This window comes from Vineibacter terrae (genome assembly GCF_008039615.1).
Taxonomy (GTDB): Bacteria; Pseudomonadota; Alphaproteobacteria; order Reyranellales; family Reyranellaceae; genus Vineibacter; species Vineibacter terrae.
This window is the reverse complement of the sequence record NZ_VDUZ01000061.1, coordinates 26,214-52,742: the sequence shown is the minus strand read 5'-3', so window position 1 is coordinate 52,742 and position 26,529 is coordinate 26,214. Positions and strand designations below refer to the sequence as shown.

The window sequence follows — 26,529 nt, the reverse complement described above, 5'->3', positions numbered from 1 at the left end:
AGCGGATGTTCACCCTCGCACACGCCTGACGGGGAAAGTACCACCAAAAATCGCGACCCATGACCTCGGTGCTTTCAAAATCACTCAATCAACTACCCAATAACCTCAGTCCGACAGGCTGCTAGCCTGCCGGGAATCCACGCCTTCACGCCAGCACCACGCTGCGGCTGGCGTGGATGGGATCCCGCATGAGCTCGTCCAGGGGGACGCCGATGCCGTAGGCGGCCACCCGGCGTCCGGGGGTGATCCGCAGGAAGCAGATGCCCGGTTCTGCCAGCGCGTCGTGGCCGATGATCGCGTCGAGCCGTCCCGCCTGCATCAGCGCGGCCAGTCGCGGATCCTGGACCGAACAGATTTCCGCCGTGCCCTGGAACTGCACGCATAGCGGCGGCAGTCCAGGGTGCTGGGCCACGGGGATGCAGACAGCCACACGCCGGTTCTGTGCGATGTTGCGCGCCTTCGTGCTCTGCCGGGTGGTGCCGACATACAGGATGCCATCCACGGCCACGTAGAGCACGCCGACCACATGCGGCCGGTTCTCGGCCGACGACGTCGCCAGCGTGCAGAACGAGCCCTCCGCGATCGCTCTCTGCACCGCGTGGCGAAGCTGTTCCGGTTCCGTCATGTCGCCTCTCCATGCTTGGCATGCTATTATGCAGGCTGCCTGCCCATATAGGCAGGAAACCTGCGCAAATCAAGGCCGCCGATGACACCGCCGCAACGGATCGTGACGCTGATTTCATTGCTGCGACGCACATCGCAGCTGATGGTCGATGAGATCACCGAGCGCCTGGAGGCGGCCGGCTTCGCGGATCTTCCTCCGGCCTACCATCCCATCTTCGAGAACATCGACCCGGAGGGCACGCGGCTGACGGTGCTGGCAGCCCGGGCTCGCCTCACTCACCAGTCGATGGGTGAGATCGTGGCCGAGCTGCAGCGGCGCGGCTATGTCGAGCGTGTCGCCGACCCGACCGACGGCAGGGCACGCCTGGTGTGTCTGACGGCGGCAGGGCGTGACGTTGTCCGCACCGCCATCCGCGAGATCGCCGCGATCGAGGCGAAATGGCAGCAGCGCTGGCGGCGCGCGGGCCTGAAAGGCGAGCTGCGCGGCCCGTTCGAGGCGGCGCTGCGGCAGGAGGATGTCGGCGATCCCGCTACTGCACAGCCGTCGCCGGCCACAGCGCGCGCCAAGCGCTGATGCCCGCGCCTTGTTCATCTGCCCCGCCGGCCGGCCCGATGTCGGTGGACCCGACGGCGCGGCAAGGCCGTCGGCCCGCCCGTCAGGGCACGGCAACCATGCGATAGATGGCGCCCAGCAACAGGAAGCCGGCCGTGGCGATGACCATCAGGGCGGCAGCGATCGTCGTCAGGCGGCCGATGGTGTCTGACGCACGTTCCCCGATCAGCAGGCGGTGCGCGGCCATCGACGCGAGCCCGACCACCGCCAAGGTACCAGCCATGCCCACGGCGATGGCAAGCACGCCCAGCAGCCCGGCCCACAGGACGCCGAAGATCGAGGCGATCAGCACCATGACGACGGCACCGGCGCAGGGCGCCACGCCGGCCGCCGTCAGCAGCCCCAGCCCGGCGTCGAGCCGGAAGAACCGGCGCCAGCTCGATACCGGCGCCGCCTTGTGCGCATCAGCATGGTCGCCGTGATGATGGTGGTGGTCGTGACCGCAGGAGGCATGGCCATGATCGTGCCTATGACCATGGTCGTGGTCGTGCCCATGGTCGTGATCGTGCAGGCGGCCCGTCAGCCCGGCATGAAGCCGCCACAGGCCGATGGCCACGATCAGGCCGTACGACACCAGCTCGACCACGCGCACCTGGCCCTGCGCCGTCAGCGGGCGCACGCGGCCCATTGCGGCCAGCACGCCGGCCAGCACCAGGGCGGCAGCGGTATGGGTGACGGCGATCCAAGTGCCGGCGAGGATCCCGTCGATCCAGCCGCGCTTGCGGGTGCCGTCGAGGAAATAAGCGACCACGACGGCCTTGCCATGCCCTGGCCCCAGGGTATGCACGATGCCGTAGAGGAAGCCGGTCACCAGCAATGCCCACAAAGCCGTGGTGGTGCTCTCGTCGCCGAGCGAGCGCAGCTGCTGGGTCACCTCGCGGTTCAGGCGGGCCTGCCATTCGGCCGCGATGCGGCCGACATGGGCGCTGAGATCGCCAAACGCCAGGGCGAGCAGGCTCAGCACGACGAGGGTGGCACCAATCCAGAGCCATGCGGCACGGCCGGACAGGCGTTTGGACATGACTGTCATCATGGACGACCCCAGCTGCTACTCAACGCCCAATGTATCGCGGCAAGCGCACGCCTCATGGCAGCTTGCACGTCACCCGGTCGGCAAAGAACGGATTGCCCGGCCAATATTCGGATTTCGCCGCGTTGTTCTTGTCGACGGCGCAGGTGGCATCGCCGCCGATGATCTCCCACGGTGCCTTCTTGTCCAGCTCGATGCGGACGAAATCCTCGGGGTCGATCACGCTCACGGCCACAGTCTTGGCCGGTTGGGGCAAGGCGTAGCGCAGCGTATAGACCAGGTTGCGCGGTCCCTGGCGCGGCTTGGCGTGCTTGTCCTTGGGCGCTGCCCCCTTCGCCCCGGCACCGGACGGCATGGGGCCGCCGGGCATGTCGGCCGTCGGCGCCCAGTCCTCGGGCATGAAGATGGCGGGATTGGCGATGCGCGCATTGAATACCGGCGCCTTGGGGCGGAAATCCTTGTCGCCGGTATTGATCCAGGTCAGGTAGCCCAGCTCCTTCAGCTCGCCCACCGCCAGCTCGGCCAAAGCCTTGACCTCCTTGGGTGAGAGCTGGCCGTCGCGGTTGTCATCAGCGGCCGCGATCTCCAGCTCGCTCGCCATCGGATCGAAGCGCCATTCGACCTCGACGTGGGTAAAGGCGCCGTCGCTCGCCACGAAGCGCACGACCTGCGAAATGAGGACATGCGGATGCGCCAGCGCCGGTGCCGAGAGCAAGGCCGCCGCCAATCCGCCCAGCAGCGCCGCAGCCCTCATTTCGGCACCGGACGCGGCTTGCCGGCGTCGTCGATGGCGACGTAGACGAAGGTCCCTTCGGTGACCCGGATCGGGGTCGGATCGAGCCGGCGCTGCACGACCGTCTCCATCTTCACCGTGATCGAGGTGGTGCCGACCCGCGTGACCTCGCCATACACGCTCACCAGGTCACCAACCTTGATCGGCTGCACGAACGCCATCGCCGTGATCGCCACCGTCGCGGTGCGCCCCTGGGCGGTGCGGGAGGCCAGCACGCCGCCGGCGATATCCATCTGGGCCAGCACCCAGCCGCCGAAGATATCGCCGTTGCCGTTCATGTCGGCCGGCTGCGGGGCCGTACGCAGGATGGGCTCGCGGGTGAAATCCGGCGAGCGGAAGGGTGCGGATGGGACCTTTTCGGTGTCTGCCATGGAGGGGAAGCCTGACCCGATGTGGTTGCTTTTATCGGGGTTTCCTACCATACCAATGACGACGCGGCCACCCGGGTCCCCTCCTCGGCGGCCGCGCGGCGATGAATCGGACAAGAACATGGCAAAGAACGACGATCTGTTCGACCGGGCGGGCAATCGCAACGGCAAGAGCAACGGGTATTCGGCCAAGGACATCGAGATCCTGGAAGGCCTTGAGCCCGTCCGCAAGCGCCCCGGCATGTATATCGGCGGCACCGACGAGCGGGCGATGCACCATCTGGTGGCCGAGGTGCTGGACAATGCCATGGACGAAGCCGTGGACGGCCATGCCGACACCATCACCATCGAGCTGATGGCCGGCAACCGCATCCTGATCCGCGACAACGGGCGCGGCATTCCCGTCGATCCGCATCCCCGGTTTCCCAAGCTGTCGGCGCTGGAGGTTATCCTCACGACGTTGCATTCGGGTGGCAAGTTCAGCGGCAAGAACTACGCCACGTCGGGTGGCCTGCACGGGGTCGGCGCCTCGGTCGTGAACGCGCTGTCGGACGAGTTGATCGTCGAGGTCGCACGCGACCGCGAAGCCTGGAGCCAGAGCTATTCGCGCGGCAAGCCGACCAGCAAGCTGAAGTCGCTGGGCGCAGCGCCCAACCGCCGCGGCACCACCATCACCTTCCACCCCGACCCGCAGATCTTCGGCAACGCCAGGTTCTCGGCCGAGCGGCTGTACCGGGCGGCGCGCTCGAAGTCGTACCTGTATGGCGGCGTCGAGATCCGGTGGAAGTGCGACCCCACGATCCTGCCCAAGGACGGCTCGGTGCCGGCCGAGGACACGTTCCATTTCGCCGGCGGCCTGCGCGAGTACCTGGAGTCGGAGATCGGCCAGCGCGCGACCCTGACGCCGGCGCCGTTTGCCGGCTCGGCCAAAACCGACCTCAACGGCAGGGAATCGCGCGTCGAGTGGGCGATGTGGTGGCCGCAGGACGAGGACGGCTTCCTGCGATCCTACTGCAACACCGTGCCTACGCCGGAGGGCGGCACCCACGAGAACGGCTTCCGCACCGCCCTGGTGCGCTCGCTCAAGCGCTATGGCGAGCTGGTGAGCAACCGCAAGGCGGCACAGATCACGGCAGATGACGTCATGGACGGGTCCGCCGGCCTGGTGTCGATCTTCATCCCCGAGCCGCAGTTCCAGGGCCAGACCAAGGAGAAGCTGGTCAGCGTCGAGGCGACACGCTTCGTCGAGTCGCTGGTCGGTGACAACTTCGACCACTGGCTGACCGGCGACAAGGAGTCGGCCAACGTCCTGCTCGAGCATTTCATCACACGCGCCGAGGAGCGCGCCCGCCGCAAGCAGGACAAGGAGCAGCAGCGCAAGACAGCCACCCGCAAGCTGCGCCTGCCCGGCAAGCTGGCGGACTGCGCCTCGGCCAAGCGCGACGACACCGAGATATTCCTCGTCGAGGGCGATTCGGCCGGCGGCTCGGCCAAGTCGGCGCGCAACCGCGAGACACAGGCGATCCTGCCGCTGCGCGGCAAGATCCTGAACGTCGCCAGCGCCTCAGCCGCCCAGATGCGCGAGAATCAGGAGATCTCCGATCTGATCCAGGCGCTGGGCTGCGGCACCAACAGCCACTACAACGAGGAACGGCTACGCTACGACCGGGTCATCATCATGACCGACGCCGACGTCGACGGCGCCCATATCGCGTCCTTGCTGATGACCTTCTTCTACAAGGAGATGCCGCAGCTCATCGAGAACGGCCACCTCTTCCTGGCGCAGCCGCCGCTGTACCGCCTGGCTCGCGGCGGCCGCATCGAGTACGCGCGCGACGACGCCCATCGCGACGAGCTCATGAAGACCGCATTCGCCGGCAACGCGAAGGTCGAGATCAGCCGCTTCAAGGGCCTGGGCGAGATGCCGGCCACGCAGCTGCGCGACACCACCATGGACCCCAGGCGGCGCACCCTCATGCGCGTGACGGTGCCCATGGCCGCCAGCGAAGAGGAGCGCCGGGAGGCCATGCGCACGTCGACCCTGGTCGACGACCTGATGGGGCGCAAGCCGGAGAAGCGCTTTGCCTTCATCCAGGAGAACGCCAAGTTCGCTCACGACCTGGATGTGTAGGACATCGTCGGGCCACCACTGCCTCTGACTGCGCGCTGACCGCGGACACACAGAACTGTGTCCGCTACGGTCAGTGCGGCATCAGCGTCCGGGCACTTTGTAGCGGTTGCCGACGCAGCAGGCGTCGCTCTGTCCCGCATCGAGCTCAGGAGGCCCCCATGAGGCCCGCCACCATCGTCGCCTTGTCCGCGATCGCGCTTGCTGCCGGCTTCACGCCGGTCCGCGCCGCCATCATTGTGGGTGATACCGTGGAGAGCGGCTATGACCACAGCGACTTTGTCGCCGCGGCCGACGGCAAGCAATTCAAGGTTGTCGTCATGATCCCCGACCCGAACCTCAGGCACGGCCGCGAAACCGAGCAGCTCATCCTATCGAGCCTGCAAGCTGCCGACCCTGCCGACGTGCGGACGACGTTCGTCGCCGGTCAGGCAAGCTTTGTTCCCAACGTCACCGATTATCACTTCGTCGTCGCCATCAATCTCGGCGGCAATGTCACCGGCGAGGACCTGTGCGCCCCCAACCCGAAGATGACGCCGGCGGCGACCGGCCCAGGGAGATTGCGCATCACGTTGTCGTTCTGCCGCACCGACGAGCTGCTCAGCACGGCGACGGCGATCACCAACGCCTCCCTGGATGACCCGGTCGCGCTGCGGTCAGCCATGTCGGAGCTGATGACAGTGATGCTGCCGGCTCACACGAATCATCGGACCACGAATGCTACCGGCAATGTGAAGTGATCGGTCACTCAATTATTGACTTGCGGCGAGAGACCCATCAGGATAAGGCGGAACTTGTCATGCGCTGTCCGCTCGTTGGCAGCGCTGCAAAAGGAGGTCCGCCGCCATGCGTCGTGTCATCGCCGCGTTGGCCATTGGCTTGGCCATTGGCGCTGTCACGGGGTGCGGCCCGCAGACCACCGTCATCACGTCCGAGGGAGCCGAGTCACCGTACAGCTACCAGGAGTACCTCGCCGCCGCCGACGGCCGCGACTTCCTGGTCGAGGTGCGCGGCATGCCCTTCCCCGGCATGACCCAGGACGCCTTCAACCAGGCGCTGATGGGCGTCCTGCAGGCCGCGCGGCCGGCCCGGCCGGCGGCCACCTTCACGACGCGCCCCGGTGGTCCCACCATGGTGCCCGCCTATCGGCTGGTGCTGGTGTTCAACCCGGCGGTCAACCTCGCGCACGAGACTCAGTGCCGCGCGCTCGACTCGATACGGCCTGGCCAACCAACGGCAGGACAGGTTCGCGTGTCGGTGGCGTTCTGCCGCAAGGACGACCTGATGAGCAAGGCCGTCGCCCACAATGGTGCCACCGGCGTCGATGACCCGGTGTTCCGGCAGATGTTCACGGAGTTGTTCCCCGTGATGTTCCCGCCCCGCAACCCCTTCATCGAAAGCCCAACGCCCAACTTCGAGTAACGCCATGCTTTGGCCTTCGATTTGTGGTCAAGCTACGCAGTCCATGAGCGCCGGTGCGGAATATCACTGGCAGTAGCGTGTACGTGCCGTTGATGCCGCCTCCGGTAAGGAGAGAAGGATGAAACGCACCACAATTGCCCTCGCGCTGGCTCTGTCCGCCGTGTCGGCGGCACCTGCCGCAGCCGCCGTGATCACGTCGGAAGGTGTCGAGGGGCCCTACTACCGCAGCGAATACATGACCGCCGCTGACGGGCGGGAGTTCCTGATCGAGGTGCGCGGCGTGCCGTTCGCCGGCATGAGCCAGGAGGCCTTCGACCAGGCGCTCATCAGGGTGATGATGTCGGCCCGGCCATCGAGCCCGGCGACGCAATTCACGACCCGGCCGATCAGCGGCAATGCCGATCCTGCCTATCGCCTAGTGCTGGTCTTCGGCCCGGCCCGAAACCTGGCCTTCGAGACCCAGTGCCGCGCTCTGGACCGGGCGCGCTTCGAGCCGGTGGCCGCGGGCGAGGTCAAGGTATCGGCCGCGTTCTGCCGTGGGGACGACCTGATGAGCCGCGCCGTCGCACGCACCGGCGCGACGGACATCAACGACCCTGCCTTCCGCCAGATGTTCGTCGAGCTGTTCCCGGTGCTGTTCCCGCCGCGCAATCCGTTCCAGGACGGCGACGACCACAGGCGCTTCATGCGCCGCCGGCATTGATCCGCCGCCCAGCCGCGCCGCAGGCCGGGGCGCGACTCTGGGGGTGACGCGTGCACAACCTGTCTGCTAACCAGCCGTGATGACCGGCTGGTATCGTCTCGTCGCCCCTCTACTTGCGCGCATCGATGCGGAAACCGCACATCGGATGGCGATCAATGCCCTGCGCGCGGGATTGGTGCCGGCCGACCGTGGCGGCGACGACCCGATCCTGGCGACCACAGCCTGGGGCCGGCCGTTCCCCAACCCGATCGGACTGGCCGCCGGCTTCGACAAGAATGCCGAGGTGCCCGATGCCATGCTGCGCAGCGGCTTCGGTTTTGTCGAGATCGGCACGGTCACCCCTCGCCCGCAGATCGGCAATGATCGGCCGCGCCTGTTCCGGCTGGCCGAGGACCATGGCGTGGTGAACCGCATGGGCTTCCCCGGTGAAGGGCTGGAAGCCGTGGTGCGGCGGCTGAAGGCGCGGCCGCGGGTCGGCCTGGTCGGGGTCAATGTCGGCGCCAACAAGGACAGCGCCGACCGCGCCGCGGACTATGCCGCCTGCGTCGCGGCCGCGGCACCGTGGGCTGACTATCTGGTATGCAATGTCTCCTCGCCCAACACGCCGGGACTGCGCGATCTGCAGGGCCGTGGCGATCTGCTGCGGCTGCTGACCGGCGCACGAGCGGCGCGGGGCCAGCATGACGACGTGCCGCTGCTGGTGAAGATCGCACCCGACCTCTCCGAGGGTGACGTCGAGGATGTCGCCGGCGCGGCGGTGGAGGCCGGCATCGACGGCATGATCGTGGGCAACACCACGGTGTCCCGTCCTGCCAGCCTGCGCAGCCCGCGCCGCACGGAAAGCGGTGGGCTGAGCGGCGCCCCTCTGCTCGACCTCTCGACCGCTGTCCTGAAGCGCGCCGCCCGCGCCGTTCAGGGCCGCCTGAAGCTGGTCGGCTGCGGCGGTGTCGCGACCGGCGCTGACGCCTATGCCAAGATCCGCGCCGGCGCGACGCTGGTGCAGCTCTACACGGCGCTCGTGTTCGAGGGACCAGGTCTGGTCCGGACGATCAAGGCTGAGCTTGCCGCCCTCTTGAAACAGGACGGGTTTTCGTCGCTTTCGCAAGCCGTCGGAGCGGATCTCTAGCCTCTGGCGCCGGCTCGATCCGTTTCATCATGAACCATCGGGCATGCCCCGTCGGGTAGTCGGGCAGGCTGCCGAACACGCTGTAGCCCTGCTTCTCGTAGAACGGGCGCGCCTGCCAGGCGAAGGTGTCCAGCCAGACGCCGTGGCATCCCAGGCTTTGGGCATGGCGCTCGGCTTCGGCAATCAGCTGCGCCCCGACGCCGCCGCGGCGGATCTTCTCCGACAGGAAGAAGTTCGCGATGAAGAGCCATTGGTAGTAGATGACGCCCTGCAGGCCGCCGATCAGCGCCCCACGCGGCGAGCGCGCCTCGACGAGGAAGTGTGCGTTGGGCAGGTCGCCCACCACGCGGCGGTTGAAGCTGCGCAATCCCCGCCAGACGAACTGCAGGTCCTTGCGTGCCGGCTTGCGCCGGATGCAGACCGACACAGCGGGCGCTTGGGCCCTGGGCTTGGGCATTGTCCTCCCCCTCCCCATTGTCATCCCGAGCGCAGCGCGGAATTTTCGCGGCGGCGCACACTGCGCCCGGCGGAAGATCCCGCGCTGCGCTCGGGATGACAATGGGGCCGCGGCGCCCCCCGGCGCTACATCCGGAAGACACCGAAGCGGGTCGGGCCGATCGGTTGGTTCAGGGTGGCGGACATCGCCAGCGCCAGCGTGGCACGGGTGTCTAGGGGGTCGATGATGCCATCGTCCCACAGCCGCGCCGTCGCGAAATAAGGGCGGCTCTGGTCGTCGAACTGATCGCGGATCGGCTTCTTGAAAGCCTCCTCCTCCTCGGCCGGCCAGGTGCCGCCCTTGGCCTCGATGTTGTCGCGGCGCACCGTGGCCAGCACGCTGGCCGCCTGCTCGCTGCCCATTAGCGCCACCTTGCCGGTCGGCCACATCCACAGGAACCGCGGGCTGTAGGCGCGGCCGCACATGCCATAGTTGCCGGCGCCGTAGCTGCCGCCGATCACCACCGTGAATTTCGGCACCTGCACCGTGGCCACGGCCGTGACCATCTTGGCGCCGTCCTTGGCGATGCCACCGGCCTCGTATTTGCGCCCGACCATGAACCCGGTGATGTTCTGCAGGAACAGCAAAGGGATGCCGCGCTGGCCGCAAAGCTCGATGAAGTGCGCCGCCTTCATCGCCGATTCGCTGAACAGGATGCCGTTGTTGGCCACGATCCCGACGGGGTAGCCGTGGATATGGGCGAAGCCGGTCACCAGCGTGGTGCCATAGAGCTGCTTGAACTCGTCCAGCTCGCTGCCGTCGACCAAGCGGGCGATGACCTCACGCACGTCGTAAGGAGTGCGCGGGTCGGTCGGAATGATGCCGTAGAGCTCGTCCGCCGCATACAGCGGGTCGCGTGGCGCCTGCATCAGCAGGGTCGGCTGCTTGCGCCAGTTGAGGTTGGCAACGATGCGCCGCGCAGTGCCCAACGCGTGGGTGTCGTTCAGCGCGTAGTGGTCGGCCACCCCCGAGGTGCGGGCATGAACATCGGCGCCGCCCAGGTCCTCGGCGCTCACCACCTCGCCCGTGGCAGCCTTCACGAGCGGCGGGCCGCCGAGGAAGATCGTGCCCTGGCGCCGGACGATCACGGTCTCGTCGCTCATGGCCGGCACATAGGCGCCGCCGGCGGTGCAGCTGCCCATCACCACCGCGATCTGCGGGATGCCCTGGGCGCTGAGATTGGCTTGGTTGTAGAAGATGCGGCCGAAATGATCCCGGTCCGGAAACACGTCGGGCCATTCCGGCAGATTGGCGCCGCCCGAGTCGACGAGATAGATGCAGGGCAAGCGGTTCTGAAGGGCGATCTCCTGCGCCCTCAGATGCTTCTTGACCGTCATCGCGTAGTAGGTGCCGCCCTTCACCGTGGCGTCGTTGCACACGATGACGCATTCGACACCCGATACCCGCCCGACGCCGGTGATCACGCCGGCCGAGGGCGCGGCGTTGTCGTACATGTCGTAGGCAGCAAGCTGCGACAGCTCGAGGAAGGGCGAACCCGGGTCGAGCAGGGTGCGGACCCGTTCGCGCGGCAACAGCTTGCCGCGCTTGATGTGCCGTTCGCGGGCCTCCGGGCCGCCGCCCAGCCGGACCTGCTCGACCTTGTCGCGCAGCTCATCGACGCGCGCCTGCATGGCGGCGACGTTTTCCTTGAAGGCGGAGGAACGGGTGTCGAGGGCAGACCGGAGGACGGACATGGTGACTACGGCAGTTGAAACTGCTGCACCGTACCCATCTGGGGTCTCAAGGCAAGGGGCTTGCTGAGCTACGCTCCACACCGGCGCTGAGGCCGACTACAAACGCAGACATCACCTTCCCAAGCAGACTGTTCTGAGCCGGGGAGCCACGCCTCGCGCAAGGTGCCCCCCGACGCCCTGGCACCCTACTGCTTCTTCTTGGCCGCCTTCTTCTTGGCCGCCTTCTTCTTGGCAACCTTCTCCTTGCCAGCCTTCTTGGCCGCATTCTTCACGGCCTTCTTGGCGGCCTTCTTCGGTGCCTTCTTGGCTACCTTCTTCGGTGCCTTCTTCGCAGCCTTCTTGACCGCTTTCTTTGGTGCCTTCTCGGCTACCTTCTTCGCGGCTTTCCTGATCGCCTTCTTCGCTGCCTTCCTGGCGGCCTTCTTCACCGCAGGCTTCCTGGCCGCCGCCCGCTTGGCACGGGGCGCGGCTGGCGCTGCGGCAGCGCCTGGCAGCTCCATCGGTGCATCGGCGATTCCGCCAACGGTCGGTGTATAGGGGTTGGGACCACCACTGCTGTCATGGCTGCCGATTTCCACGATCATCCACTCCTCCCTTATAGGAGAGCTGAAGCCGTCACCGTTGCGCCGAGAGTCGGGCCGGCGCCCTGCCCGATCCGGTCACGGCACCGATGCCAACCATCGCGTAAGCCGGTCCGGGGTCCAGCCACACCGGTGACATCGCTGACCACCGGCGCCCTGGCACGAGAAACCTAAGCAAGTCCAGGCCGCCGTGCCGTACGACGACCACTGCCATCACCGGGAAAGCGCGCGGTGCCGGGCACGTTCTGGCGGCTGGATGGCCGGGCTTGCCGATGCCGGCATCCGGACAACAGCCACGTGCTTCATCACCGAACTCCCCGCTCGCATTTCGTTCTCGTTTGAACGGAGAGTATCGTGCCTTGTCGGGAAGTCAACTCGCGCGCGCATTCGATGACGCGGATGAATCAAAAATGCTGCGTACAACTTCCAATGCCGCGCAGTGCGATGACGCGGTTGGCGCGCGCATGATGCACCGCTGTCTCGAGACGCACCCCACAAAGAGATCGTTGTTGCTCGCAGAGCTGCACCAAGGACTGGCGCCGTCATGCCGCGCATTGCGCCTTCAGCGCCTGCGCCACCTTGGAGGCCGGCTCACGCCCCAGGGCAGCGCAGATGAAGCGGCCGGTCTCGGCGATGGCGTCGAGGTCGACGCCGTGGGCGATGCCCAGACCGTTGAGCATGTAGATCACGTCCTCGGTCCCGACATTGCCCGAAGCGCCCTTGGCATACGGGCAACCGCCCAACCCGGCCACGGCAGTGTCGAAAACCGTGATGCCGCGCCCCATCACCGCCAGGATGTTGGCGAGGGACTGGCCGTAGGTATCGTGGAAATGCGCCGCCAGCTTCTCGCGCGGCACGTGCTGGGCTACGGCATCGACCATGGCGACGCACTTGGCCGGCGTGCCGACACCGATGGTGTCGCCCAGGGAGATCTCGTAGCAGCCCATGCGGAACAAGCGGTCGGCGAGGATCGCAACAGCCTCGGGCGCCACATCGCCGCTATAGGGGCAGGCGACCACGGTCGAGATATAGCCGCGCACCCGCATGCCGTGCTTCTGCGCCGCCTCGATCACCGGCGCGAACCGCTCGAAGCTTTCATCGATCGAGCAATTGGTGTTCTTGCGGCAGAACGCCTCCGAGGCGGCGGTGAACACCGCCACCTCCTCGCATCGGGCCTCGACGGCGCCGTTCATGCCCTGCTTGTTGGGCACCAGCACCGGGTAGGACACGCCCGGCTTGCGGTTGATGCGGGCCATCACCTCGTCCGTGCTGGCCATCTGCGGCACCCATCTGGGCGAGACGAAGCTGCCTGATTCGACGGTGGTGTGGCCAGCCGCCGTCAGCCGGTCGATCAGCTCGACCTTGACGTCGACGGGTACCGGCTTGGCCTCGTTCTGCAGGCCGTCGCGCGGCCCGACCTCGACCAGGCGCACGCGCTTGGGCAGATCCATGATCCTTGCACTCCACAATGGCTGGGCTAGCTTGGCGCAGGAAACGCCGACTGTCATCCCGGAGCCCAGCATGAGCGCCCTGTCGAATACCCGCGTCGCCTGGTTCAACGGCCAGTTCATGCCCGAGGGGCAGGTGATGATCCCGTTCCGCGACCGGAGCTGGAAGTATGGCGACGGCGCCTTCGACATGACCCGCACGTTCGAGGGCCAGCCTTTCCGGCTGAAGGAGCATATCGACCGCTTCTACCGCTCGCTGCGCTATCTGCGCATCGATCCCGGCGTGTCGCCGAAGGAGATGGTCGCGATCAGCGAGGAGATCGTCGCGCGCAACGAGCACCTGCGGGCGGCGCATGGCGACTGGTGGGTCGGGCAGCGGGTCAGCCGCGGCGTCGATGCCGTAGGCGACGAAGGCTGGGAGCACACCGGTCCCAACGTCGTGGTCGAGGTGCTGCCCCTGCCGCTCAAGGCCCGGGCCCGCCATTTCCGGGACGGTGCCGATGTGGTCGTGCCGCCGCAGCGCCGCACGGCGCCCGACATGCTCAGCCCGCGCGCCAAGACCCACAACTACCTGAACATGATCGTGGCCGAGCAGCCCGTCAAGGCGGCCGATCCCGAGGCCTGGGCCGTGCTGCTCGACGTCAACGGCAATCTGGCCGAGGGCCTGGGCAGCAACATCTTCATCGTGCGCGATGGCGCGCTGCAGACGCCGCGCGAGAAGTTCGTGCTGCCCGGCGTCAGCCGGCAGATGACCATGGACCTTGCCGGGCAGCTGGGCATCGCCTGCGCCGAGCGCGACATCGACCTGTTCGATGCCGCCAACGCCGAAGAGATGTTCCTGACCTCGACCAGCCTGTGCATCCTGCCGGTGCGCAGCTTCAACGGACAGGCGGTCGGCAACGGCAAGGTTCCCGGACCGATCACCAAGCGCCTGACGGACGCCTACATCGCGACGGTCGGCTGCGATTTCGTGAAGCAGTACCTGGACCGCCTGTAGCTCCAGCGTGGGACCGGGCTAGACGACCCGCCGGAACAGGTCCGGGTAGGTCACGACCAAGCCGTCCGCATCGACCTCGACCTCACGGACGAAATCGCTGTCGAGCGATTCGTAGCGATAGCGCCGCATCGGCTCGAGGCAGGTGTAGCGCTGCGGGTCGACGCTGACCGTGAACGCCGGCAGGATGACGTAGACCACACGCAGGTCCGCGGACTGTCCGGCGCGCAGGTCCAGCCGCCGTATCGGCAGCGTGTTGGTGAAGGGCGTCAGCGGCAGATCGACATCGATGGCGCCGGCCAGGCCAGACAGCGTCCTGCCGTCCGCGTCATGCCAGGTGCCCTCGCCGTCGCCAACCAGGTCGATGCGGCGCTCGTCGCCCAGGACGCTGGCCTGCAGCCGCCGGGTGCGCCAGGCACCGTCGCATTGGATGCGAAAGCTCGCAGCGACGCGCTCGCCCTCCTCGGCCCCTATCACGCTGACCTCCGCGACGATCTGCGCCGGCGCCTCCGTCAGGACGAGCTGCTGCAGCCCCTCGCCGGCCCAGTCCTGCCAGCGCGCCACGATAGTCCTGATCATGCCGCGATCCTCCACTGACGCCGTGCCCCAACGTCCGGATCCTGCCGCCGCCGCAGGCGCCTGCGAAGAGGTAAATCGCGACTTTCGGACCTGATGGTCGACCGTTCTATGCCAGCTCGTGGCTGCCGCTGGCGATGATCGCAAAACGGTCCGCCAGCTCCGCCAGCGCCACCTCATGCAGGGTCTGGGCGGTCACGACGCTGCCGCCGAGGCCCGGCAGGTCGCGGGTCGCGCAAGCGCTGGCATCGATCGTCACGCGATAGCCGAGGTCGGTGGCGGCCCGCGCCGTCGAGCTGACGCACATATGGGTCATGAAGCCCGCGAGGATCAGGTTCTTGCGGCCCGTCGCGGCCAGCAGCTCATGCAGGTTGGTGCCGGCGAAGCTGTTGGGCAGCGGCTTCTCGACGACCGCCTCGCCTATCGCCGGGGCGAGGACGCTGACGATCTGCCCACGCTCGGCGTCGCGGTCGAACAGGCCGCCGGCCCGCCCGCGATGGGCGATGTGGAAGATCGGCGCCTGCGCTCGCCGGGCGGCGTCCAGCAGACGCTGCGCCGCCGCTACCGCCGGCTTCGCGTCGGGCAACGCGATCGGTCCCGCGAGGTACTCGTTCTGGATATCGATCAGCACAAGCGCTGCCTCGCTCACCTTGGCGGGGGCGAGGTCGGCATTGGCGAGCTGCAAAAGCGTCTTGGGCATGGGTGGCTCCTGGTCCCTCATCAGCGACCCGGCCAGCCATGCGCGACGCCGGGCCTGCAATCACGCCGAGACTTCGCGGCCCCGGGCTGCATTCTTGCAGGTCGGACGGCGGCCCGCCTACGATCGCGCCATGAACTGGGACGACCTGCGGATCATCCTGGCGGTTCGCGACGGCGGCACCTATGCCGCTGCCGCAGCGAGCCTGCGCGTCGACGAGACCACCGTGGCGCGGCGCATCGCGCGAGTGCAGAAGGCGCTGGGCGTGACGCTGTTCGATGCCGTCGACGGAAGGCGCCGGCCGACATCGGCCGGTGTCGAGGTCGTGAGCCGCATCGAGGCCGTCGCGCGGCAGGTGGGTGCGATCCGCCACGTCGGCCAGACCCGGGACACGCTGACCGGCAGCTTCCGAATCGCTTCCACGGCGTCGCTGGCCGAGGAGATCCTCGCGCCGCAGGCCGTCGCGTTCCTGCAGCAGAATGCCGGCATCAGCCTCCGCCTCGTGACGGCGAGCGAGAACGTGAACTTCTCGCGGTGGGAAGCCGACTTCGCGCTGCGGCTGCGGCGCCCCGAGCGCGGCGACTTCACCATCTCCAAGCTGGGCGACTACAGCCTGTGGCTGCTCATGCCGCGCCACCATGCCGGTGACGACCGCCCCGTCATCTGCAGCTACCCGGAAGATCTCGCCTTCACGCCCGAAAGCCGGCATCTCAAGGCAGCGGGACTGCAGGCAGCCTCCCGTCTGGTGACCGACCAGGCACGCATCATCCGCGAAGCGGTGGCCTCGGGCGGCGCTGCGGGCATCCTGCCCGAGTACCTGTGCCGGGACCTGCGCGAGCACCCCGGCCTGATCGCGACGCGGCTGCGGGACACGCGCCCGATCTGGCTGCTGATGCAGAGCCACCTGAAGCGCGATGCGGCGGCGCAGGCGGTGCTTGCCTGGCTGCGCCGCTGCTTTGCACCATTCCGTTGAGCTGTGACAGGGTGAGGGCCATGAGCGATCCATCGGCAGACCGGGAGATCATGTGGCGGCGGGTCATGGATGACCTCAGCTTCGAGCTGGCGCGCCTCTCGCGACCAGCTGCCGGCCCGGCGCTGTCGGGCGTCGTGCTGGTCGCCGAGGGCGGCGCGCCGCTGCGGATGGACTACCGCGTGCACTGCGATGAGGCCTGGCGCACCCGCTCGGTGGACGTGGCGCAGACCTACCAGGGCCGTCGCCGGGCGCTGGGGCTGACGCACGACGGCGACGGCACATGGCTGGTGGATGGCAAGCCGGTGCCGACGCTGGCAGGCTGCACCGATGTGGATCTCGGCATCAGCCCCTCCACCAATGCCCTGCCCGTGAACCGGCTGCGGCTCGGAGTCGGCGAGTCGCAGGTCATTCGCGCCGCCTGGGTGCGCTTCCCCTGCCTCGAGATCGTGGCGGCAGAGCAATCCTACGAGCGGGTGGCGGCGATGCAGTACCGCTACCGCAGCCTGACCAGCGGCTTCGAGGCCCTGATCGATGTCGATGATGACGGACTGCCGACCGACTACGCCGGCATCTGGCGGCGCCTGGCGGAGGGCATGGCCAGCGGCTGACCGATGGCCGGCTCAGTCGATGGCCAGCACCGTCTTGGCGACACCCTCGCCGCTATAGGCAAAGGCCAAGGCGGCGCGGAACTCGTCGAAGGGAAAGACCCGCCCCACCGGCGGCTCGAGCTTGCCCTGCCCGACCCAGCCGAGCAGCTCGTCGAGCTGCGCCTGGGCCTTGTCGGCCTCGAAGACCTGGGCGAACTGGCGGACATCGACGCCGACCAGCGCCGCGCCCTTCATCAGCGGCAGGTTGGCGGGCAGCGCCGGGATGGCGCCGCCGGCGAAGCCGATCACGAGGTGGCGCCCGCCCCAGTTCAGGGACCGGAACGCCGGCTGGAACAACGGACCACAGACCGGATCGAACACCACGTCGATGCCGCAGCCGACCGCCGCCTTCAGGCGGTCGCGCCAGCCGTCGACCTCGCGATCGAGCGTGATCTCGGCGCCGTGCCGGGCGGCCAGCGCCCGCTTCTCGGCGGTTGAGGCGACGGCGATCACCTTGGCGCCCAGCAGCCGGCCGATCTGGACAGCCGCCAGGCCGACACCGCCGGCCGCGCCGATCACCAGCAGGCGCTCGCCCGGCGCCAGATGGGCACGGTCGCGCAGCCCATGCAATGCGGTGAGGTAGTTGGTGCGGAACCCGGCCGCCTGCTCGAAGCGCATGACGTCGGGGATGCGCGCCACGGCCACGGCCGGCACGACGGCGTATTCCGCGAAGCCGCCGCGCGCCTGGCCGATCACACGATCGCCGACCGACAGGCCGCTGACGGACGCGCCGAGCGCGTCGACCACGCCTGCAACCTCGCTGCCCGGGATGTGCGGCAGCGGCGGCTTGACCTGATAGCGGCCCAGCGCCACGAGGGCATCGACGAAGCCGATACCGCAGGCGGCCACCTTGATGCGCACCTCGGTCGCGGCCGGCGCCGGCTTCGGCAGCTCGACGGCGGCATAGGCGTCCAGCGAGTCCAGCGTATCCGATTGAACTGCGCGCATCGTCACATCACCCCGTCCCAGGCCAGGCTCGGACTCCTGTATACGCAGCCATGACACGGCCGGGACAGGGTTGGTTCAGGCGACGTCGCGCTGTGCGAGATGGTCCGGCTGCTTCGGAAAGAAGCGGTTCTCGGGCCGTGGCAGGCCGAGATTCTCGCGCAAGGTCCGGCCTTCGTACTCGCGCCGCAGCAGGCCGCGACGCTGCAGCTCGGGCACGACGCGGTCCACGAAATCGTCAAGCCCCTCGGGCAGGTAGGGGAACATCACGTTGAAGCCGTCGCTGCCGTTGGAGAACAGCCATTCCTCCATCTGGTCGGCGATCATCGCCGGCGTGCCGACCATCGCGGTGCCGGAGAAGCCGCCCAGGCGCTGCGCCAGCTGGCGCACGGTCAGGTTCTCGCGCCGGGCGAGCGCGATCGCCCGCTCGCGGCCGCTCTTGCTGGCATTGGTCTCGGGGATCTCGGGCAGCGGCCCATCCGGATCGAACTTCGACGCATCGGTGCCCAGCGCGATCGACAGCGAGGCGATGGCGCTGTCGTAGTGCACGAGGCTGTCGAGATGCAGCCGCTTGCGGCGCGCCTCCTCGGCGCTGTCGCCGACCACCACGAAGCAGCCGGGCAGGATCTTCAGATGGTCGGGATCGCGCCCCAGCTTGCGCATGCGCCCCTTGATGTCGGCATAGAGGCGCTGTCCGTCGGCCAGGCTGCCGGTGCCGGCGAAGACCACCTCGGCGGTCTCGGCCGCGAGCTGCTTGCCGGCCTCCGATGCCCCGGCCTGCACGATCACGGGCCAGCCCTGGACCGGGCGGGCAACGTTGAGCGGGCCGCGCACCGAGTAGTTCGGCCCCTTGTGGTTCAGCACATGCATCTTCTCGGGGTCGAAATAGATGCCGCTCTCGACATCACGGATGAAGGCATCGTCGGCCCAGCTGTCCCACAGGCCGGTGACGACATCGAAGAACTCGCGCGCCCGCGTGTAGCGCTCGTCGTGCTCGACATGCTCCTCGAGGCCGAAATTCAAGGCCGCGTCGGGGTTCGACGTGGTCACGATGTTCCAGCCGGCACGGCCGCCGCTCAGGTGATCGAGCGACGCGAAGCGGCGCGCCAGATGATAGGGCACGTCGAAGGTGGTGGAGCCGGTGGCGATCAGCCCGAGATGCTCGGTCACCACCGCCAGGGCCGGCAGCAGGGTCGCGGGATCGAACGACGTCACGGTCGCGCTGCGCTTGAGCGCGTCCATGGGCATGTTCAGCACGGCCAGGTGGTCGGCCATGAAGAAGGCGTCGAAGCGGCCGCGCTCCAGGGTCTGCGCGAACCGCTTGAGGTGGGCGAAATTGAAGTTGGCATCGGGGAAAGCGCCGGGGTAGCGCCAGGCCGCGGTATGGATGCTGACGGGCCGCATGAAGGCACCCAGACGCAATTGACGAGAGCTGGCCATGGTCACCTCGTGCCTCTCTGCCGCAAGTCGTCCCCCTGATGTCGGCCCTGGCCGCGCGCCGCGCCACCGAGAATAACTTAAGCGGCAATAAGATTTTGTTTAGCGCGCCGGGCTACTTGCGCCGCTCGCGGTAGTCGCCGAAGGCGGCGTCGCGCTCGCTCAGCAGCTTGGACACGCTCTCGCCGTCGCGCCGGAACCGGCTCATATAGGCCCGGCTCGACTCGGTGTTGAAGCACAGCGCCTGCAGCTCGGTGCCGGCCCGGATCGCCGCCCGCATGCCCATAATCTCCATGGCGCGGTGCACGCTGCGCTTGTTGATCTGCTGGATGTCGCTGGGGACCTTGGCCACCCGCTCGGCGAGCTTCAGCACCTCGGCCTCGAGCTGCGCGGCGGGCCAGGCGCGGTTGGCCCAGCCCCGCGCCGCCGCCTCGGCGCCGCTGAGCGAATCACCGGTCAGCATCGACTCCATGGCCTGGCGCATGCCCATCAGCCAGGGATGGAACTGCATGTCGGGCGGGCTCATCAGCCGCACCGGCGGATAGCCGATCTGGGCGTCCTCGGCGACGTAGACCAGATCGCACGAGGTCGCGAGCTCGGTGCCGCCGGCCAGGCAGTAGCCATGCACCTGCGCGATCACCGGCTTGGCGAGGTCCCAGACATGGAACCAGCCATCGACCACGTGCCGCGGCCATTGCCCCAGCCCGCCGGCGGTATGGTACGGCTGCTCGACACGGTTGTCCGCCGACAGGTCATAGCCGGCGCAGAACGCCGGCCCCGCCCCGCGGATCACGGTGACCTTCACTGCCGAGTCGCGATCGTTGGCTTCGAGCGTCTGGAACACCTCGCCGCGCAGCTGGTTGTTGAGCGCGTTGCGCTTCTCGGGCCGGTTCAAGGTGATGCGGCTGACGCCGGGCAGCGGCGTGTCGACAAGGATATGGGCTGGTGTCGTCATCAGGTCCTCGTTTGGGCTATCCGCGCAGGTGGCAGGCCACCAGATGTCCGTCCGGGCCGCCCTTGAGCGTCGGCACCTCGGTGCTGCACAGCGGCAGCTTGCGGATCGGACAGCGCGTGTGGAAGTGGCAGCCCGACGGCGGCCGCAGCGGGCTGGGCGGGTCGCCCTGCAGCATGATCCGCTGGCGCTTGACCGACGGATCGGGGATCGGCACCGCCGACAGCAGCGCCTCGGTGTAGGGATGCAGCGGCCGGGTGTAGAGATCGCGCGCCGAGGCGATCTCCACGATGCGGCCCAGATACATCACGGCGACGCGCGTGCTGATGTGCTCGACCACCGACAGGTCGTGGGCGATGAACAGGTAGGTGAGGCTGAACTGCTGCTGCAGGTCTTCCAGCAGGTTGATGACCTGCGCCTGGATCGAGACATCGAGGGCCGACACAGGCTCGTCGCAGACGATCAGCTTGGGCGACACGGCCAGCGCCCGCGCGATCCCGATCCGCTGGCGCTGGCCGCCCGAGAACTCGTGCGGGTAGCGCCGCATGTGGTCGGCGTTCAGGCCGACCGTCTCGAGCAGCTCGACGATGCGGTCCTCGAAGGCGCGCCGGCTCTTCGCCAGGCCGTGGATGGTCAGCGCCTCGCCGATGATCGCGCCCACCGTCATGCGCGGGTTGAGTGAGGCGTACGGGTCCTGGAAGATGATCTGCATGTCGCGGCAGAGCGCGCGCAGGGCGCCCTTGCCGAGCGCCGGCACGTCCTTGCCCTCGAACCACACCTCACCGGACGTGGGCTCGAGCAGCCGCAGGATGCAGCGCCCGGTGGTCGACTTGCCGCAGCCCGACTCGCCCACCAGGCCCAGCGTCTCGCCGGCGCCCAGCTCGAAGCTCACGCCGTCGACGGCGTGGACGTGGTCGACCACGCGCGACAGCAGGCCGCCCTTGACCGGGAAGCGCTTCACCAGGTCCTTGACGCGCAGCAACGGCTCGGCCATCGGCGGTTCCCTCTTCGACGCTTACAGGATGCAGGCAACCTTGTGGCCCGGACCGACCTCGCGCAGCGCCGGCATGGCCTCCAGGCAGGCGGCCCGGGCGTGGCGGCATCGCGGCGCGAAGCGGCAGCCGGCCGGCGGGTCGAGCAGGCTCGGCACCACGCCGGCGATCGCCTCCAGGCGCGTCTTCTTCACCGACGCGGTGTCGATGCGCGGGATCGAGCGGATCAGGCCCTGGGTGTAGGGATGCCGCGGCGCGCGGAACAGCTCGCCCACCGGCGCCTCCTCGACGACCTTGCCGGCATACATCACCACCACCCGCTGCGCCGTCTCGGCCACCACGCCCATGGCATGGGTGATCAGCATCACCGCCATGCCGAACGTCGACTTCATCTCGGCCAGCAGCTCCAGGATCTGGGCCTGGATGGTGACGTCGAGCGCCGTCGTGGGCTCATCGGCGATCAGCAGCTTGGGCTTGCACGACAGCGCCATCGCGATCATCACCCGCTGGCGCATGCCGCCGGAGAACTGGTGCGGATAGTCGTGCACACGCCGCTGCGGGTTGGGGATGTTCACCACGCGCAGCATCTCGGCAGCGCGGTCCAGGGCCGCCTTGCGCCCCAGGCCCTCGTGCAGGCGGATCACCTCGGCGATCTGGTCGCCCACGGTATAGACCGGGTTGAGCGAGGTCATCGGCTCCTGGAAGACGATCGCGATCTCCTTGGCGCGGATCTTGCGCATCTCGTCGGCGCCGAGCGGCACCAGGTCGCGCCCCTGCCACAGGATCTGGCCGGCGACGATGCGGCCCGGCGGCATCGCGATCAGCTTCAGCACCGACAGCGCCGTGACCGTCTTGCCGCAGCCCGACTCGCCCACGACGCCCACCGTCTCGCCGCGGTCGATGCTGAGGTCGACGCCGTCGACCGACCGCACCATGCCGTCGTCGGTGGCGAAGTGCGTCTTCAGCCCCTTTATCTCGAGCAAGCGCTCGGCCATGCAGCCACCCTGATCGTCATCGCTTATTGATGAACGGCCTCGAGCTTGTAGCCATCGAGGTCGATCACGAACGCAGCATAGTACTGCGCGCCATAATGCGGCCGCAGCCTCGGGCCGCCGGCATCCTGCCCGCCGCCGGCGATCGCGGCGGCATGGAAGGCGTCCACGGCAGCGCGGCTGGGCGCATCGAAGGCGAGATGGAAGCCCGCCCCCGGCGCCACCACCTGCCCCGGCCGCGCAAAGAGCGCCAGCTTGTCGCCGCGCCCCTTCTCGCCGAAGCCGACGCCGCGCTCGTTGCTCCAGACGCGCTCGAAGCCCAGCGGCGCCAGGATGCGATCGTAGAAGCGCGCGGCCCGGTCAAGGTCCTCGACGCCAAAGGACAGATGGCCGAGCATATTCGTCACTCCCTTCCCCAACGCAGTTCGGGGAGGTGGCCGAAGGCCGGAGGGGGAGCCCACGCGGTCTCAGCTACCAAAACCACGTCGGCTCCCCTCCGCCCCTTCGGGGCACCTCCCCAGCAGAGCTGGGGAGGATGGCGGCACGTGTGCAGAGCGACTCCATTCCTACATCACCTTGCGCGGGTCGAGGGCGTCGCGCAGACCATCGCCGATGAAGTTGATGGTGAGCACGGCCAGGAAGATCGCGACCCCGGGCGCCAGCACCCAGTGCGGCGCGAAGTCGATGTTGTCCTTGGCGTCGAACAGGATGCGCCCCCAGGTCGGGATGTCGGGCGGAAAGCCCAGCCCGAGGAAGGACAGGGTCGATTCGGCGATGATGGCAGCCGCCACGTCGATGGTGCCGGCCACGATCACCGGCCCCAGCGCGTTGGGCAGGATGTGGCGTATCACCAGGCGCGGCGTGGAGGCGCCCAGCGCCCGCGCCGCCTCGACGAACTCCTTCTCGCGCAGCGAGAAGAACTGTGCCCGCACCAGCCGCGCCACCGGCATCCAGCGGAAGCCGCCGATCACGATCACGATCAGGATGAACATCCCGATCTCCGGCCCCGCCACGTCCTTCAGCTGGTCGCGGAACAGGTAGATGATCAGCAGCAGCAAGGGCAGCTGTGGCAGCGACAGGAACAGGTCGGTCAGCCACATCAGCGCCGCATCGACGCTGCCGCGCGAGATGCCGGCGACGGCACCGACCACGACGCCGACCACGATCGCCACCAGCATCGCCGCCAGCCCGACGGCCAGCGAGATGCGCCCGCCATAGAGCATGCGGGCCAGCAGGTCCTGGCCCAGATCGTCGGTGCCCAGCGGGTGCTGCCAGGACGGCCCCTGCAGCTTGGCGGAGAAGTCGATCTCGTTGATCGGCACCTGCCAGACCAGCGGCCCGATGACGACCAGGAGCACCATCAGCCCCAGGATCACGACGCTGGCGACGGCCAGCCGGTGGCGGCGGAACCGGCGCCACGCCTCGCGCCAGGGCGATACGTGCTTGCGCTGGGCGGCACGCACCTGGGGGCTAGCGATAGGCGATGCGAGGGTCGAGCCAGCCATAGAGCACGTCGGCGATCAGGTTGAACAGGATGACCAGGCAGGCGAACACGAAGGTCACCGCCATGATCACGGGCGTGTCGTTGGCCAGGATCGCGCTGATCAGCAACGAGCCGATGCCGGGGATGCGGAAGATCTGCTCGGTGACGATCGCGCCGCCGAAGACGATCGGCATCTGCAGGGCCACCAGCGTCACCACCGGGATCATGGCGTTGCGCACGACGTGCTTGACCACCACCGTGCCCTCGGCCAGCCCCTTGGAGCGCGCCGTCGTGACGTGGTCCAGGCGGATCATGTCGAGCACCGACGAGCGCACGTAGCGCGTCATCGACGCCCCCTGGAACAGGCCGAGCACGGCGATCGGCATCAGCGCCTGGCGGATATGCTCCCAGTACCAGCGCCAGCCGGTGGCGGTGACGTCGCTGTACACGAACGGCAGCCAGTCGAGATAGATGCTGAACACCAGGATGAACAGCAGGCCGGTGAAGAAGGTCGGCAGCGAGAAGCCGACAAAGGCCAGGGTGTTGGCGATCTGATCGAACACCGAATACGGCCGGGTCGCAGCGTAGACCCCGACCGGCAGGGCGATGATCAGCGCCAGCACCTGGGCCGAGCCGATCACGAACAGCGTCGTCGGCAGGCGCTGCAGGATCAGGGTGTCGGTGTTCACCCGGCTGGCGAAGGAGAAGCCCCAGTCGCCCTGCAGCATCGCCAGCAGCCAGTGCAGGTAGCGCGCATAGATCGGATCGTCGAGGCCGAACTGGGCGCGCAGCGAGGCGCGCACCTCAGGCGGCACCGCCGGGTTGGAGGCCAGCTCCTCGAACGGATCGCCGGGCGCCAGCGCCAGCACGGTGAACAGCACGATGCTGATTCCGAGCAGGCTCGGAATCGCGATGATCAGTCGCCGGGCCAGATAATGGGCCACGAGCCCGGCCCTAAGCTTCCCGGTACCAGTCCTTCAGGGCCCAGAGGTCGTTGTCCCAGCCGCTCATCCGCGCCCGCAGCCGGCTGGAGATCGCCGCCACGCGCGGCCGGTACACCACCGGGATGACGGCCCAGTCGTTGCACACCATGTCGTTCATCTTGATGAACAGGGCGGCGCGCTTGACCGGGTCGAGCTCGCCCTGCGCCGCCTGGAATGCCTTGTCGTATTCCGGGTTGCGCCAGCGCGTGATGTTGCGGCCCTGCCACTTGTTCTCCTTGGTCGCGACCTCCACCGTCAGGAACTGCAGCATGAACTGCTCCGGATCGGGCTGCACCATGGTCGTGGTGTACATCTCGATGTCGCAGTAGAACTTGGTGTAGGTGTCCGGGTTGGCGACGTCGGACGAGAAGAACACCGAGGCGGTGATCGACTTCAGCTCCAGATCGATGCCCGCCTTCTGGCAGGCCTGCTTGATGATCTGCTGCGTCTTCTGGCGCGGCGCATTGATCGAGGTCTGGAACACGAACTTCAGCTTCTTGCCGTCCTTGGCGCGGATGCCGTCCGATCCCTTCAGCCAGCCGGCGGCTTCAAGAACCTGGTTCGCCTTGTCGATGCTGAACTCCCATTTGGTGTTCTTGGACTTGAAGCGCTCCGGATTGTTCACGAAGTTGCCGGTGGCCACGCCGGTGCGGCCATAGACGTGGTCCTGCACCGACTTGCGGTCGACCAGCAGGGCCAGCGCCTGGCGCACGGCGGGATCGGACAGCAGCGGATGCTTGGTCTTGAGGCTGGAACGCTCGCCGTCGACCTCGGTCCAGGGATCGGTGAAGTTGACCGCGATGTACTCGATGTTGCCGCCCTGGGTGATCACGGCGTGTCCCTTGCCGCCCTTCTCCAGGCGCTGCAGGATCTCGTCCTCGACCTGCATGTTCCAGGCGTAGTCGTACTCGCCGGTCTGGATCACGGCACGCGCCGCCGACACCGCGTCGCCGCCGCCCTTCATCTCGATCGAGTCGAAATAAGGCTTGTTGGGCTCGTGATAGTTGGGGTTGATCTCGCCGCGGACCATGTCGCCGGGCTTGAAGTCCGCGAACTTGTAGGGGCCGGTGCCGACCGGCTTCAGGTTGGTCGGCGCATCGCGCGACGCGGCGCCCTTGTAGGCCTCGAACAGGTGCTTGGGGATGATCATGCCGCGCGTGCCGACAAAGGCGTCGGCCCAGAACGGCGTCGGCTTCTTGAACTTCACGCGGACGGTGTGGGAATCGACCTTCTCGACGTCGACATCGCCATAGGTGGAGACGGTGTAGGTCGCGGTCGCCGGGTCGCGCGCGTATTCCCACGTGAAGACACAGTCGTCGGCCGTGAACGGCTTGCCGTCGTGCCACGTGACGTCCTTCTTGAGCTTCCACGTCACCGACATGCCGTCCTTGGCCAGCGTGCCGTCCTCGACGCTGGGGATCTCGGCGGCCAGGACCGGCACCAGGTTGCCCTCCCCGTCCCACCCGGCCAGCGGTTCGTAGAAGATGCGTGAGCCTTCCTGGTCCTTGGTGCCCACGGCGAAGTGCGGGTTGAGCAGGGTCGCGCCCTGCCACCACAACAGCTTCAGCGCGCCGCCGCCGCCGCGCTTGGTCGGCTTGTAGTCGAATTTCGTCTGCGCCAGCGCCACCCCGGCATGGGCCAGCATCTGCCCAGCCAACGGGACAGCCAGCCCCAGCCCCACCATCCGGTTGATGAAACCGCGCCGCGACAAGCGCCCGACCTGCACGTCCTCGATCAGGCCGCGCAATTCTTGTTCGTTCATGAGAGCCCCCTTAAGCGAAACCTCCATCGCCGAGTATACGTCAACGCAAATTGGATGCCAGCCATGCCGC

The 26,529-nt window shown here is 67.8% G+C and carries 28 protein-coding genes; 9 read left to right on the top strand and 19 right to left on the bottom strand.

All coding sequences use genetic code 11. The features are described 5' to 3' along the window. Window positions 1-145: 145 nt before the first annotated feature. Window positions 146-625, bottom strand: a complete 480-nt coding sequence (locus tag FHP25_RS35215) for a pyridoxamine 5'-phosphate oxidase family protein (protein WP_147851680.1) — start codon at window positions 623-625, stop codon at window positions 146-148. A gap of 81 nt (window positions 626-706) precedes the next feature. Between FHP25_RS35215 and FHP25_RS35210 the strand changes: the two genes are divergently transcribed. Next, complete coding sequence (locus FHP25_RS35210) at window positions 707-1,198, top strand: MarR family winged helix-turn-helix transcriptional regulator (protein WP_147851679.1); 492 nt, start codon at window positions 707-709, stop codon at window positions 1,196-1,198. Between the two features lie 82 nt (window positions 1,199-1,280). Here FHP25_RS35210 and FHP25_RS35205 read toward each other — a convergent pair whose 3' ends face one another. From FHP25_RS35205 to FHP25_RS35195, 3 genes are all read right to left on the bottom strand, one after another. After that, the gene (locus FHP25_RS35205) at window positions 1,281-2,258 is read right to left on the bottom strand and encodes a HoxN/HupN/NixA family nickel/cobalt transporter (protein ID WP_178134031.1); all 978 of its coding nucleotides are present in this window, start codon (window positions 2,256-2,258) and stop codon (window positions 1,281-1,283) included. Between the two features lie 64 nt (window positions 2,259-2,322). After that, window positions 2,323-3,021 carry a DUF1007 family protein gene (locus FHP25_RS35200; protein WP_147851677.1) on the bottom strand — a complete coding sequence of 233 codons (699 nt, stop codon included), beginning with the start codon at window positions 3,019-3,021 and terminating at the stop codon, window positions 2,323-2,325. Then, on the bottom strand, window positions 3,018-3,431 hold the full coding sequence (locus FHP25_RS35195; RefSeq protein WP_147851676.1) for an acyl-CoA thioesterase: 414 nt from the start codon (window positions 3,429-3,431) through the stop codon (window positions 3,018-3,020). Before FHP25_RS35195 ends, FHP25_RS35200 begins: the two co-directional genes overlap by 4 nt. 19 nt (window positions 3,432-3,450) lie before the next feature. On the opposite strand from FHP25_RS35195, the gene parE reads away from it, so the two are divergent. From parE to FHP25_RS35170, 5 genes are all read left to right on the top strand, one after another. After that, window positions 3,451-5,559, top strand: a complete 2,109-nt coding sequence (gene parE / locus FHP25_RS35190; RefSeq protein ID WP_408068563.1) for a DNA topoisomerase IV subunit B — start codon at window positions 3,451-3,453, stop codon at window positions 5,557-5,559. Between the two features lie 158 nt (window positions 5,560-5,717). Further along, window positions 5,718-6,296 carry a hypothetical protein gene (locus FHP25_RS35185; protein WP_147851674.1) on the top strand — a complete coding sequence of 193 codons (579 nt, stop codon included), beginning with the start codon at window positions 5,718-5,720 and terminating at the stop codon, window positions 6,294-6,296. 106 nt (window positions 6,297-6,402) lie between these two features. Next, window positions 6,403-6,978 (top strand): hypothetical protein, encoded by a 576-nt coding sequence (locus FHP25_RS35180; protein WP_147851673.1) that lies wholly within the window; start codon window positions 6,403-6,405, stop codon window positions 6,976-6,978. Between the two features lie 118 nt (window positions 6,979-7,096). Next, a complete protein-coding gene (locus FHP25_RS35175; protein WP_147851672.1) occupies window positions 7,097-7,681 on the top strand; it encodes a hypothetical protein in 585 nt (194 codons plus the stop codon). Between the two features lie 79 nt (window positions 7,682-7,760). Further along, window positions 7,761-8,807 (top strand): quinone-dependent dihydroorotate dehydrogenase, encoded by a 1,047-nt coding sequence (locus FHP25_RS35170; protein WP_147851671.1) that lies wholly within the window; start codon window positions 7,761-7,763, stop codon window positions 8,805-8,807. Here the strand turns inward: FHP25_RS35170 and FHP25_RS35165 are convergent. The 4 genes from FHP25_RS35165 to FHP25_RS35150 form a co-directional block, all read right to left on the bottom strand. Further along, the gene (locus FHP25_RS35165; protein WP_178134030.1) at window positions 8,731-9,264 is read right to left on the bottom strand and encodes a GNAT family N-acetyltransferase; all 534 of its coding nucleotides are present in this window, start codon (window positions 9,262-9,264) and stop codon (window positions 8,731-8,733) included. The genes FHP25_RS35170 and FHP25_RS35165 overlap by 77 nt on opposite strands. Before the next feature lie 125 nt (window positions 9,265-9,389). After that, window positions 9,390-10,997 carry a carboxyl transferase domain-containing protein gene (locus tag FHP25_RS35160; protein WP_147851669.1) on the bottom strand — a complete coding sequence of 536 codons (1,608 nt, stop codon included), beginning with the start codon at window positions 10,995-10,997 and terminating at the stop codon, window positions 9,390-9,392. A 185-nt stretch (window positions 10,998-11,182) separates the two neighbouring features. Next, the gene (locus FHP25_RS35155) at window positions 11,183-11,581 is read right to left on the bottom strand and encodes a hypothetical protein (protein WP_178134029.1); all 399 of its coding nucleotides are present in this window, start codon (window positions 11,579-11,581) and stop codon (window positions 11,183-11,185) included. 539 nt (window positions 11,582-12,120) lie between these two features. Continuing rightward, complete coding sequence (locus FHP25_RS35150; RefSeq protein ID WP_147851668.1) at window positions 12,121-13,029, bottom strand: hydroxymethylglutaryl-CoA lyase; 909 nt, start codon at window positions 13,027-13,029, stop codon at window positions 12,121-12,123. A gap of 70 nt (window positions 13,030-13,099) precedes the next feature. On the opposite strand from FHP25_RS35150, the gene FHP25_RS35145 reads away from it, so the two are divergent. Then, the gene (locus tag FHP25_RS35145; protein WP_178134028.1) at window positions 13,100-14,023 is read left to right on the top strand and encodes an aminotransferase class IV; all 924 of its coding nucleotides are present in this window, start codon (window positions 13,100-13,102) and stop codon (window positions 14,021-14,023) included. 18 nt (window positions 14,024-14,041) lie between these two features. Here FHP25_RS35145 and FHP25_RS35140 read toward each other — a convergent pair whose 3' ends face one another. Further along, a complete protein-coding gene (locus FHP25_RS35140) occupies window positions 14,042-14,599 on the bottom strand; it encodes a putative glycolipid-binding domain-containing protein (protein ID WP_178134027.1) in 558 nt (185 codons plus the stop codon). A 106-nt stretch (window positions 14,600-14,705) separates the two neighbouring features. Then, entirely contained in the window at window positions 14,706-15,296 is a 591-nt protein-coding gene (locus FHP25_RS35135; protein WP_147851665.1) for a cysteine hydrolase family protein, read from the bottom strand. A 130-nt stretch (window positions 15,297-15,426) separates the two neighbouring features. On the opposite strand from FHP25_RS35135, the gene FHP25_RS35130 reads away from it, so the two are divergent. After that, window positions 15,427-16,266, top strand: a complete 840-nt coding sequence (locus FHP25_RS35130; RefSeq protein ID WP_147851664.1) for a LysR family transcriptional regulator — start codon at window positions 15,427-15,429, stop codon at window positions 16,264-16,266. Window positions 16,267-16,286: 20 nt separating this feature from the next. Continuing rightward, window positions 16,287-16,874 (top strand): putative glycolipid-binding domain-containing protein, encoded by a 588-nt coding sequence (locus FHP25_RS35125; RefSeq protein ID WP_147851663.1) that lies wholly within the window; start codon window positions 16,287-16,289, stop codon window positions 16,872-16,874. 12 nt (window positions 16,875-16,886) lie between these two features. Here the strand turns inward: FHP25_RS35125 and FHP25_RS35120 are convergent, their stop codons facing one another. The 9 genes from FHP25_RS35120 to FHP25_RS35080 all read right to left on the bottom strand — a co-directional run bounded on the left by FHP25_RS35120 (window position 16,887) and on the right by FHP25_RS35080 (window position 26,459). Beyond that, window positions 16,887-17,861: an NADPH:quinone oxidoreductase family protein gene (locus FHP25_RS35120; protein WP_147851662.1), complete on the bottom strand. Its 975-nt coding sequence runs from the start codon at window positions 17,859-17,861 to the stop codon at window positions 16,887-16,889. Window positions 17,862-17,936: 75 nt separating this feature from the next. Next, window positions 17,937-19,298 carry an LLM class flavin-dependent oxidoreductase gene (locus FHP25_RS35115; protein ID WP_147851661.1) on the bottom strand — a complete coding sequence of 454 codons (1,362 nt, stop codon included), beginning with the start codon at window positions 19,296-19,298 and terminating at the stop codon, window positions 17,937-17,939. 112 nt (window positions 19,299-19,410) lie between these two features. Next, the gene (locus FHP25_RS35110) at window positions 19,411-20,250 is read right to left on the bottom strand and encodes an enoyl-CoA hydratase-related protein (RefSeq protein WP_147851660.1); all 840 of its coding nucleotides are present in this window, start codon (window positions 20,248-20,250) and stop codon (window positions 19,411-19,413) included. A 16-nt stretch (window positions 20,251-20,266) separates the two neighbouring features. Continuing rightward, window positions 20,267-21,241, bottom strand: coding sequence for an ABC transporter ATP-binding protein (locus FHP25_RS35105; protein ID WP_147851659.1), 975 nt, complete (start codon window positions 21,239-21,241; stop codon window positions 20,267-20,269). Window positions 21,242-21,262: 21 nt separating this feature from the next. Beyond that, entirely contained in the window at window positions 21,263-22,234 is a 972-nt protein-coding gene (locus tag FHP25_RS35100; protein ID WP_147851658.1) for an ABC transporter ATP-binding protein, read from the bottom strand. 23 nt (window positions 22,235-22,257) lie between these two features. Next, on the bottom strand, window positions 22,258-22,629 hold the full coding sequence (locus tag FHP25_RS35095; RefSeq protein ID WP_147851657.1) for a VOC family protein: 372 nt from the start codon (window positions 22,627-22,629) through the stop codon (window positions 22,258-22,260). Window positions 22,630-22,797: 168 nt separating this feature from the next. After that, on the bottom strand, window positions 22,798-23,736 hold the full coding sequence (locus FHP25_RS35090) for an ABC transporter permease (RefSeq protein ID WP_147851656.1): 939 nt from the start codon (window positions 23,734-23,736) through the stop codon (window positions 22,798-22,800). Further along, window positions 23,702-24,658: an ABC transporter permease gene (locus FHP25_RS35085; RefSeq protein ID WP_147851655.1), complete on the bottom strand. Its 957-nt coding sequence runs from the start codon at window positions 24,656-24,658 to the stop codon at window positions 23,702-23,704. Before FHP25_RS35085 ends, FHP25_RS35090 begins: the two co-directional genes overlap by 35 nt. Before the next feature lie 10 nt (window positions 24,659-24,668). Further along, on the bottom strand, window positions 24,669-26,459 hold the full coding sequence (locus FHP25_RS35080) for a peptide ABC transporter substrate-binding protein (protein WP_147851654.1): 1,791 nt from the start codon (window positions 26,457-26,459) through the stop codon (window positions 24,669-24,671). Between the last annotated feature and the right edge of the window lie 70 nt (window positions 26,460-26,529).

Coding starts and splice junctions, on each gene's coding strand:
- FHP25_RS35215 (WP_147851680.1), bottom strand. CDS start 625: ATGACGGAACCGGAACAGCTTCGCCACGCGGTGCAGAGAGCGATCGCG.
- FHP25_RS35210 (WP_147851679.1), top strand. CDS start 707: ATGACACCGCCGCAACGGATCGTGACGCTGATTTCATTGCTGCGACGC.
- FHP25_RS35205 (WP_178134031.1), bottom strand. CDS start 2,258: ATGTCCAAACGCCTGTCCGGCCGTGCCGCATGGCTCTGGATTGGTGCC.
- FHP25_RS35200 (WP_147851677.1), bottom strand. CDS start 3,021: ATGAGGGCTGCGGCGCTGCTGGGCGGATTGGCGGCGGCCTTGCTCTCG.
- FHP25_RS35195 (WP_147851676.1), bottom strand. CDS start 3,431: ATGGCAGACACCGAAAAGGTCCCATCCGCACCCTTCCGCTCGCCGGAT.
- parE (WP_408068563.1), top strand. CDS start 3,451: ATGTGGTTGCTTTTATCGGGGTTTCCTACCATACCAATGACGACGCGG.
- FHP25_RS35185 (WP_147851674.1), top strand. CDS start 5,718: ATGAGGCCCGCCACCATCGTCGCCTTGTCCGCGATCGCGCTTGCTGCC.
- FHP25_RS35180 (WP_147851673.1), top strand. CDS start 6,403: ATGCGTCGTGTCATCGCCGCGTTGGCCATTGGCTTGGCCATTGGCGCT.
- FHP25_RS35175 (WP_147851672.1), top strand. CDS start 7,097: ATGAAACGCACCACAATTGCCCTCGCGCTGGCTCTGTCCGCCGTGTCG.
- FHP25_RS35170 (WP_147851671.1), top strand. CDS start 7,761: ATGACCGGCTGGTATCGTCTCGTCGCCCCTCTACTTGCGCGCATCGAT.
- FHP25_RS35165 (WP_178134030.1), bottom strand. CDS start 9,264: ATGCCCAAGCCCAGGGCCCAAGCGCCCGCTGTGTCGGTCTGCATCCGG.
- FHP25_RS35160 (WP_147851669.1), bottom strand. CDS start 10,997: ATGTCCGTCCTCCGGTCTGCCCTCGACACCCGTTCCTCCGCCTTCAAG.
- FHP25_RS35155 (WP_178134029.1), bottom strand. CDS start 11,581: ATGATCGTGGAAATCGGCAGCCATGACAGCAGTGGTGGTCCCAACCCC.
- FHP25_RS35150 (WP_147851668.1), bottom strand. CDS start 13,029: ATGGATCTGCCCAAGCGCGTGCGCCTGGTCGAGGTCGGGCCGCGCGAC.
- FHP25_RS35145 (WP_178134028.1), top strand. CDS start 13,100: ATGAGCGCCCTGTCGAATACCCGCGTCGCCTGGTTCAACGGCCAGTTC.
- FHP25_RS35140 (WP_178134027.1), bottom strand. CDS start 14,599: ATGATCAGGACTATCGTGGCGCGCTGGCAGGACTGGGCCGGCGAGGGG.
- FHP25_RS35135 (WP_147851665.1), bottom strand. CDS start 15,296: ATGCCCAAGACGCTTTTGCAGCTCGCCAATGCCGACCTCGCCCCCGCC.
- FHP25_RS35130 (WP_147851664.1), top strand. CDS start 15,427: ATGAACTGGGACGACCTGCGGATCATCCTGGCGGTTCGCGACGGCGGC.
- FHP25_RS35125 (WP_147851663.1), top strand. CDS start 16,287: ATGAGCGATCCATCGGCAGACCGGGAGATCATGTGGCGGCGGGTCATG.
- FHP25_RS35120 (WP_147851662.1), bottom strand. CDS start 17,861: ATGCGCGCAGTTCAATCGGATACGCTGGACTCGCTGGACGCCTATGCC.
- FHP25_RS35115 (WP_147851661.1), bottom strand. CDS start 19,298: ATGGCCAGCTCTCGTCAATTGCGTCTGGGTGCCTTCATGCGGCCCGTC.
- FHP25_RS35110 (WP_147851660.1), bottom strand. CDS start 20,250: ATGACGACACCAGCCCATATCCTTGTCGACACGCCGCTGCCCGGCGTC.
- FHP25_RS35105 (WP_147851659.1), bottom strand. CDS start 21,241: ATGGCCGAGCCGTTGCTGCGCGTCAAGGACCTGGTGAAGCGCTTCCCG.
- FHP25_RS35100 (WP_147851658.1), bottom strand. CDS start 22,234: ATGGCCGAGCGCTTGCTCGAGATAAAGGGGCTGAAGACGCACTTCGCC.
- FHP25_RS35095 (WP_147851657.1), bottom strand. CDS start 22,629: ATGCTCGGCCATCTGTCCTTTGGCGTCGAGGACCTTGACCGGGCCGCG.
- FHP25_RS35090 (WP_147851656.1), bottom strand. CDS start 23,736: ATGGCTGGCTCGACCCTCGCATCGCCTATCGCTAGCCCCCAGGTGCGT.
- FHP25_RS35080 (WP_147851654.1), bottom strand. CDS start 26,459: ATGAACGAACAAGAATTGCGCGGCCTGATCGAGGACGTGCAGGTCGGG.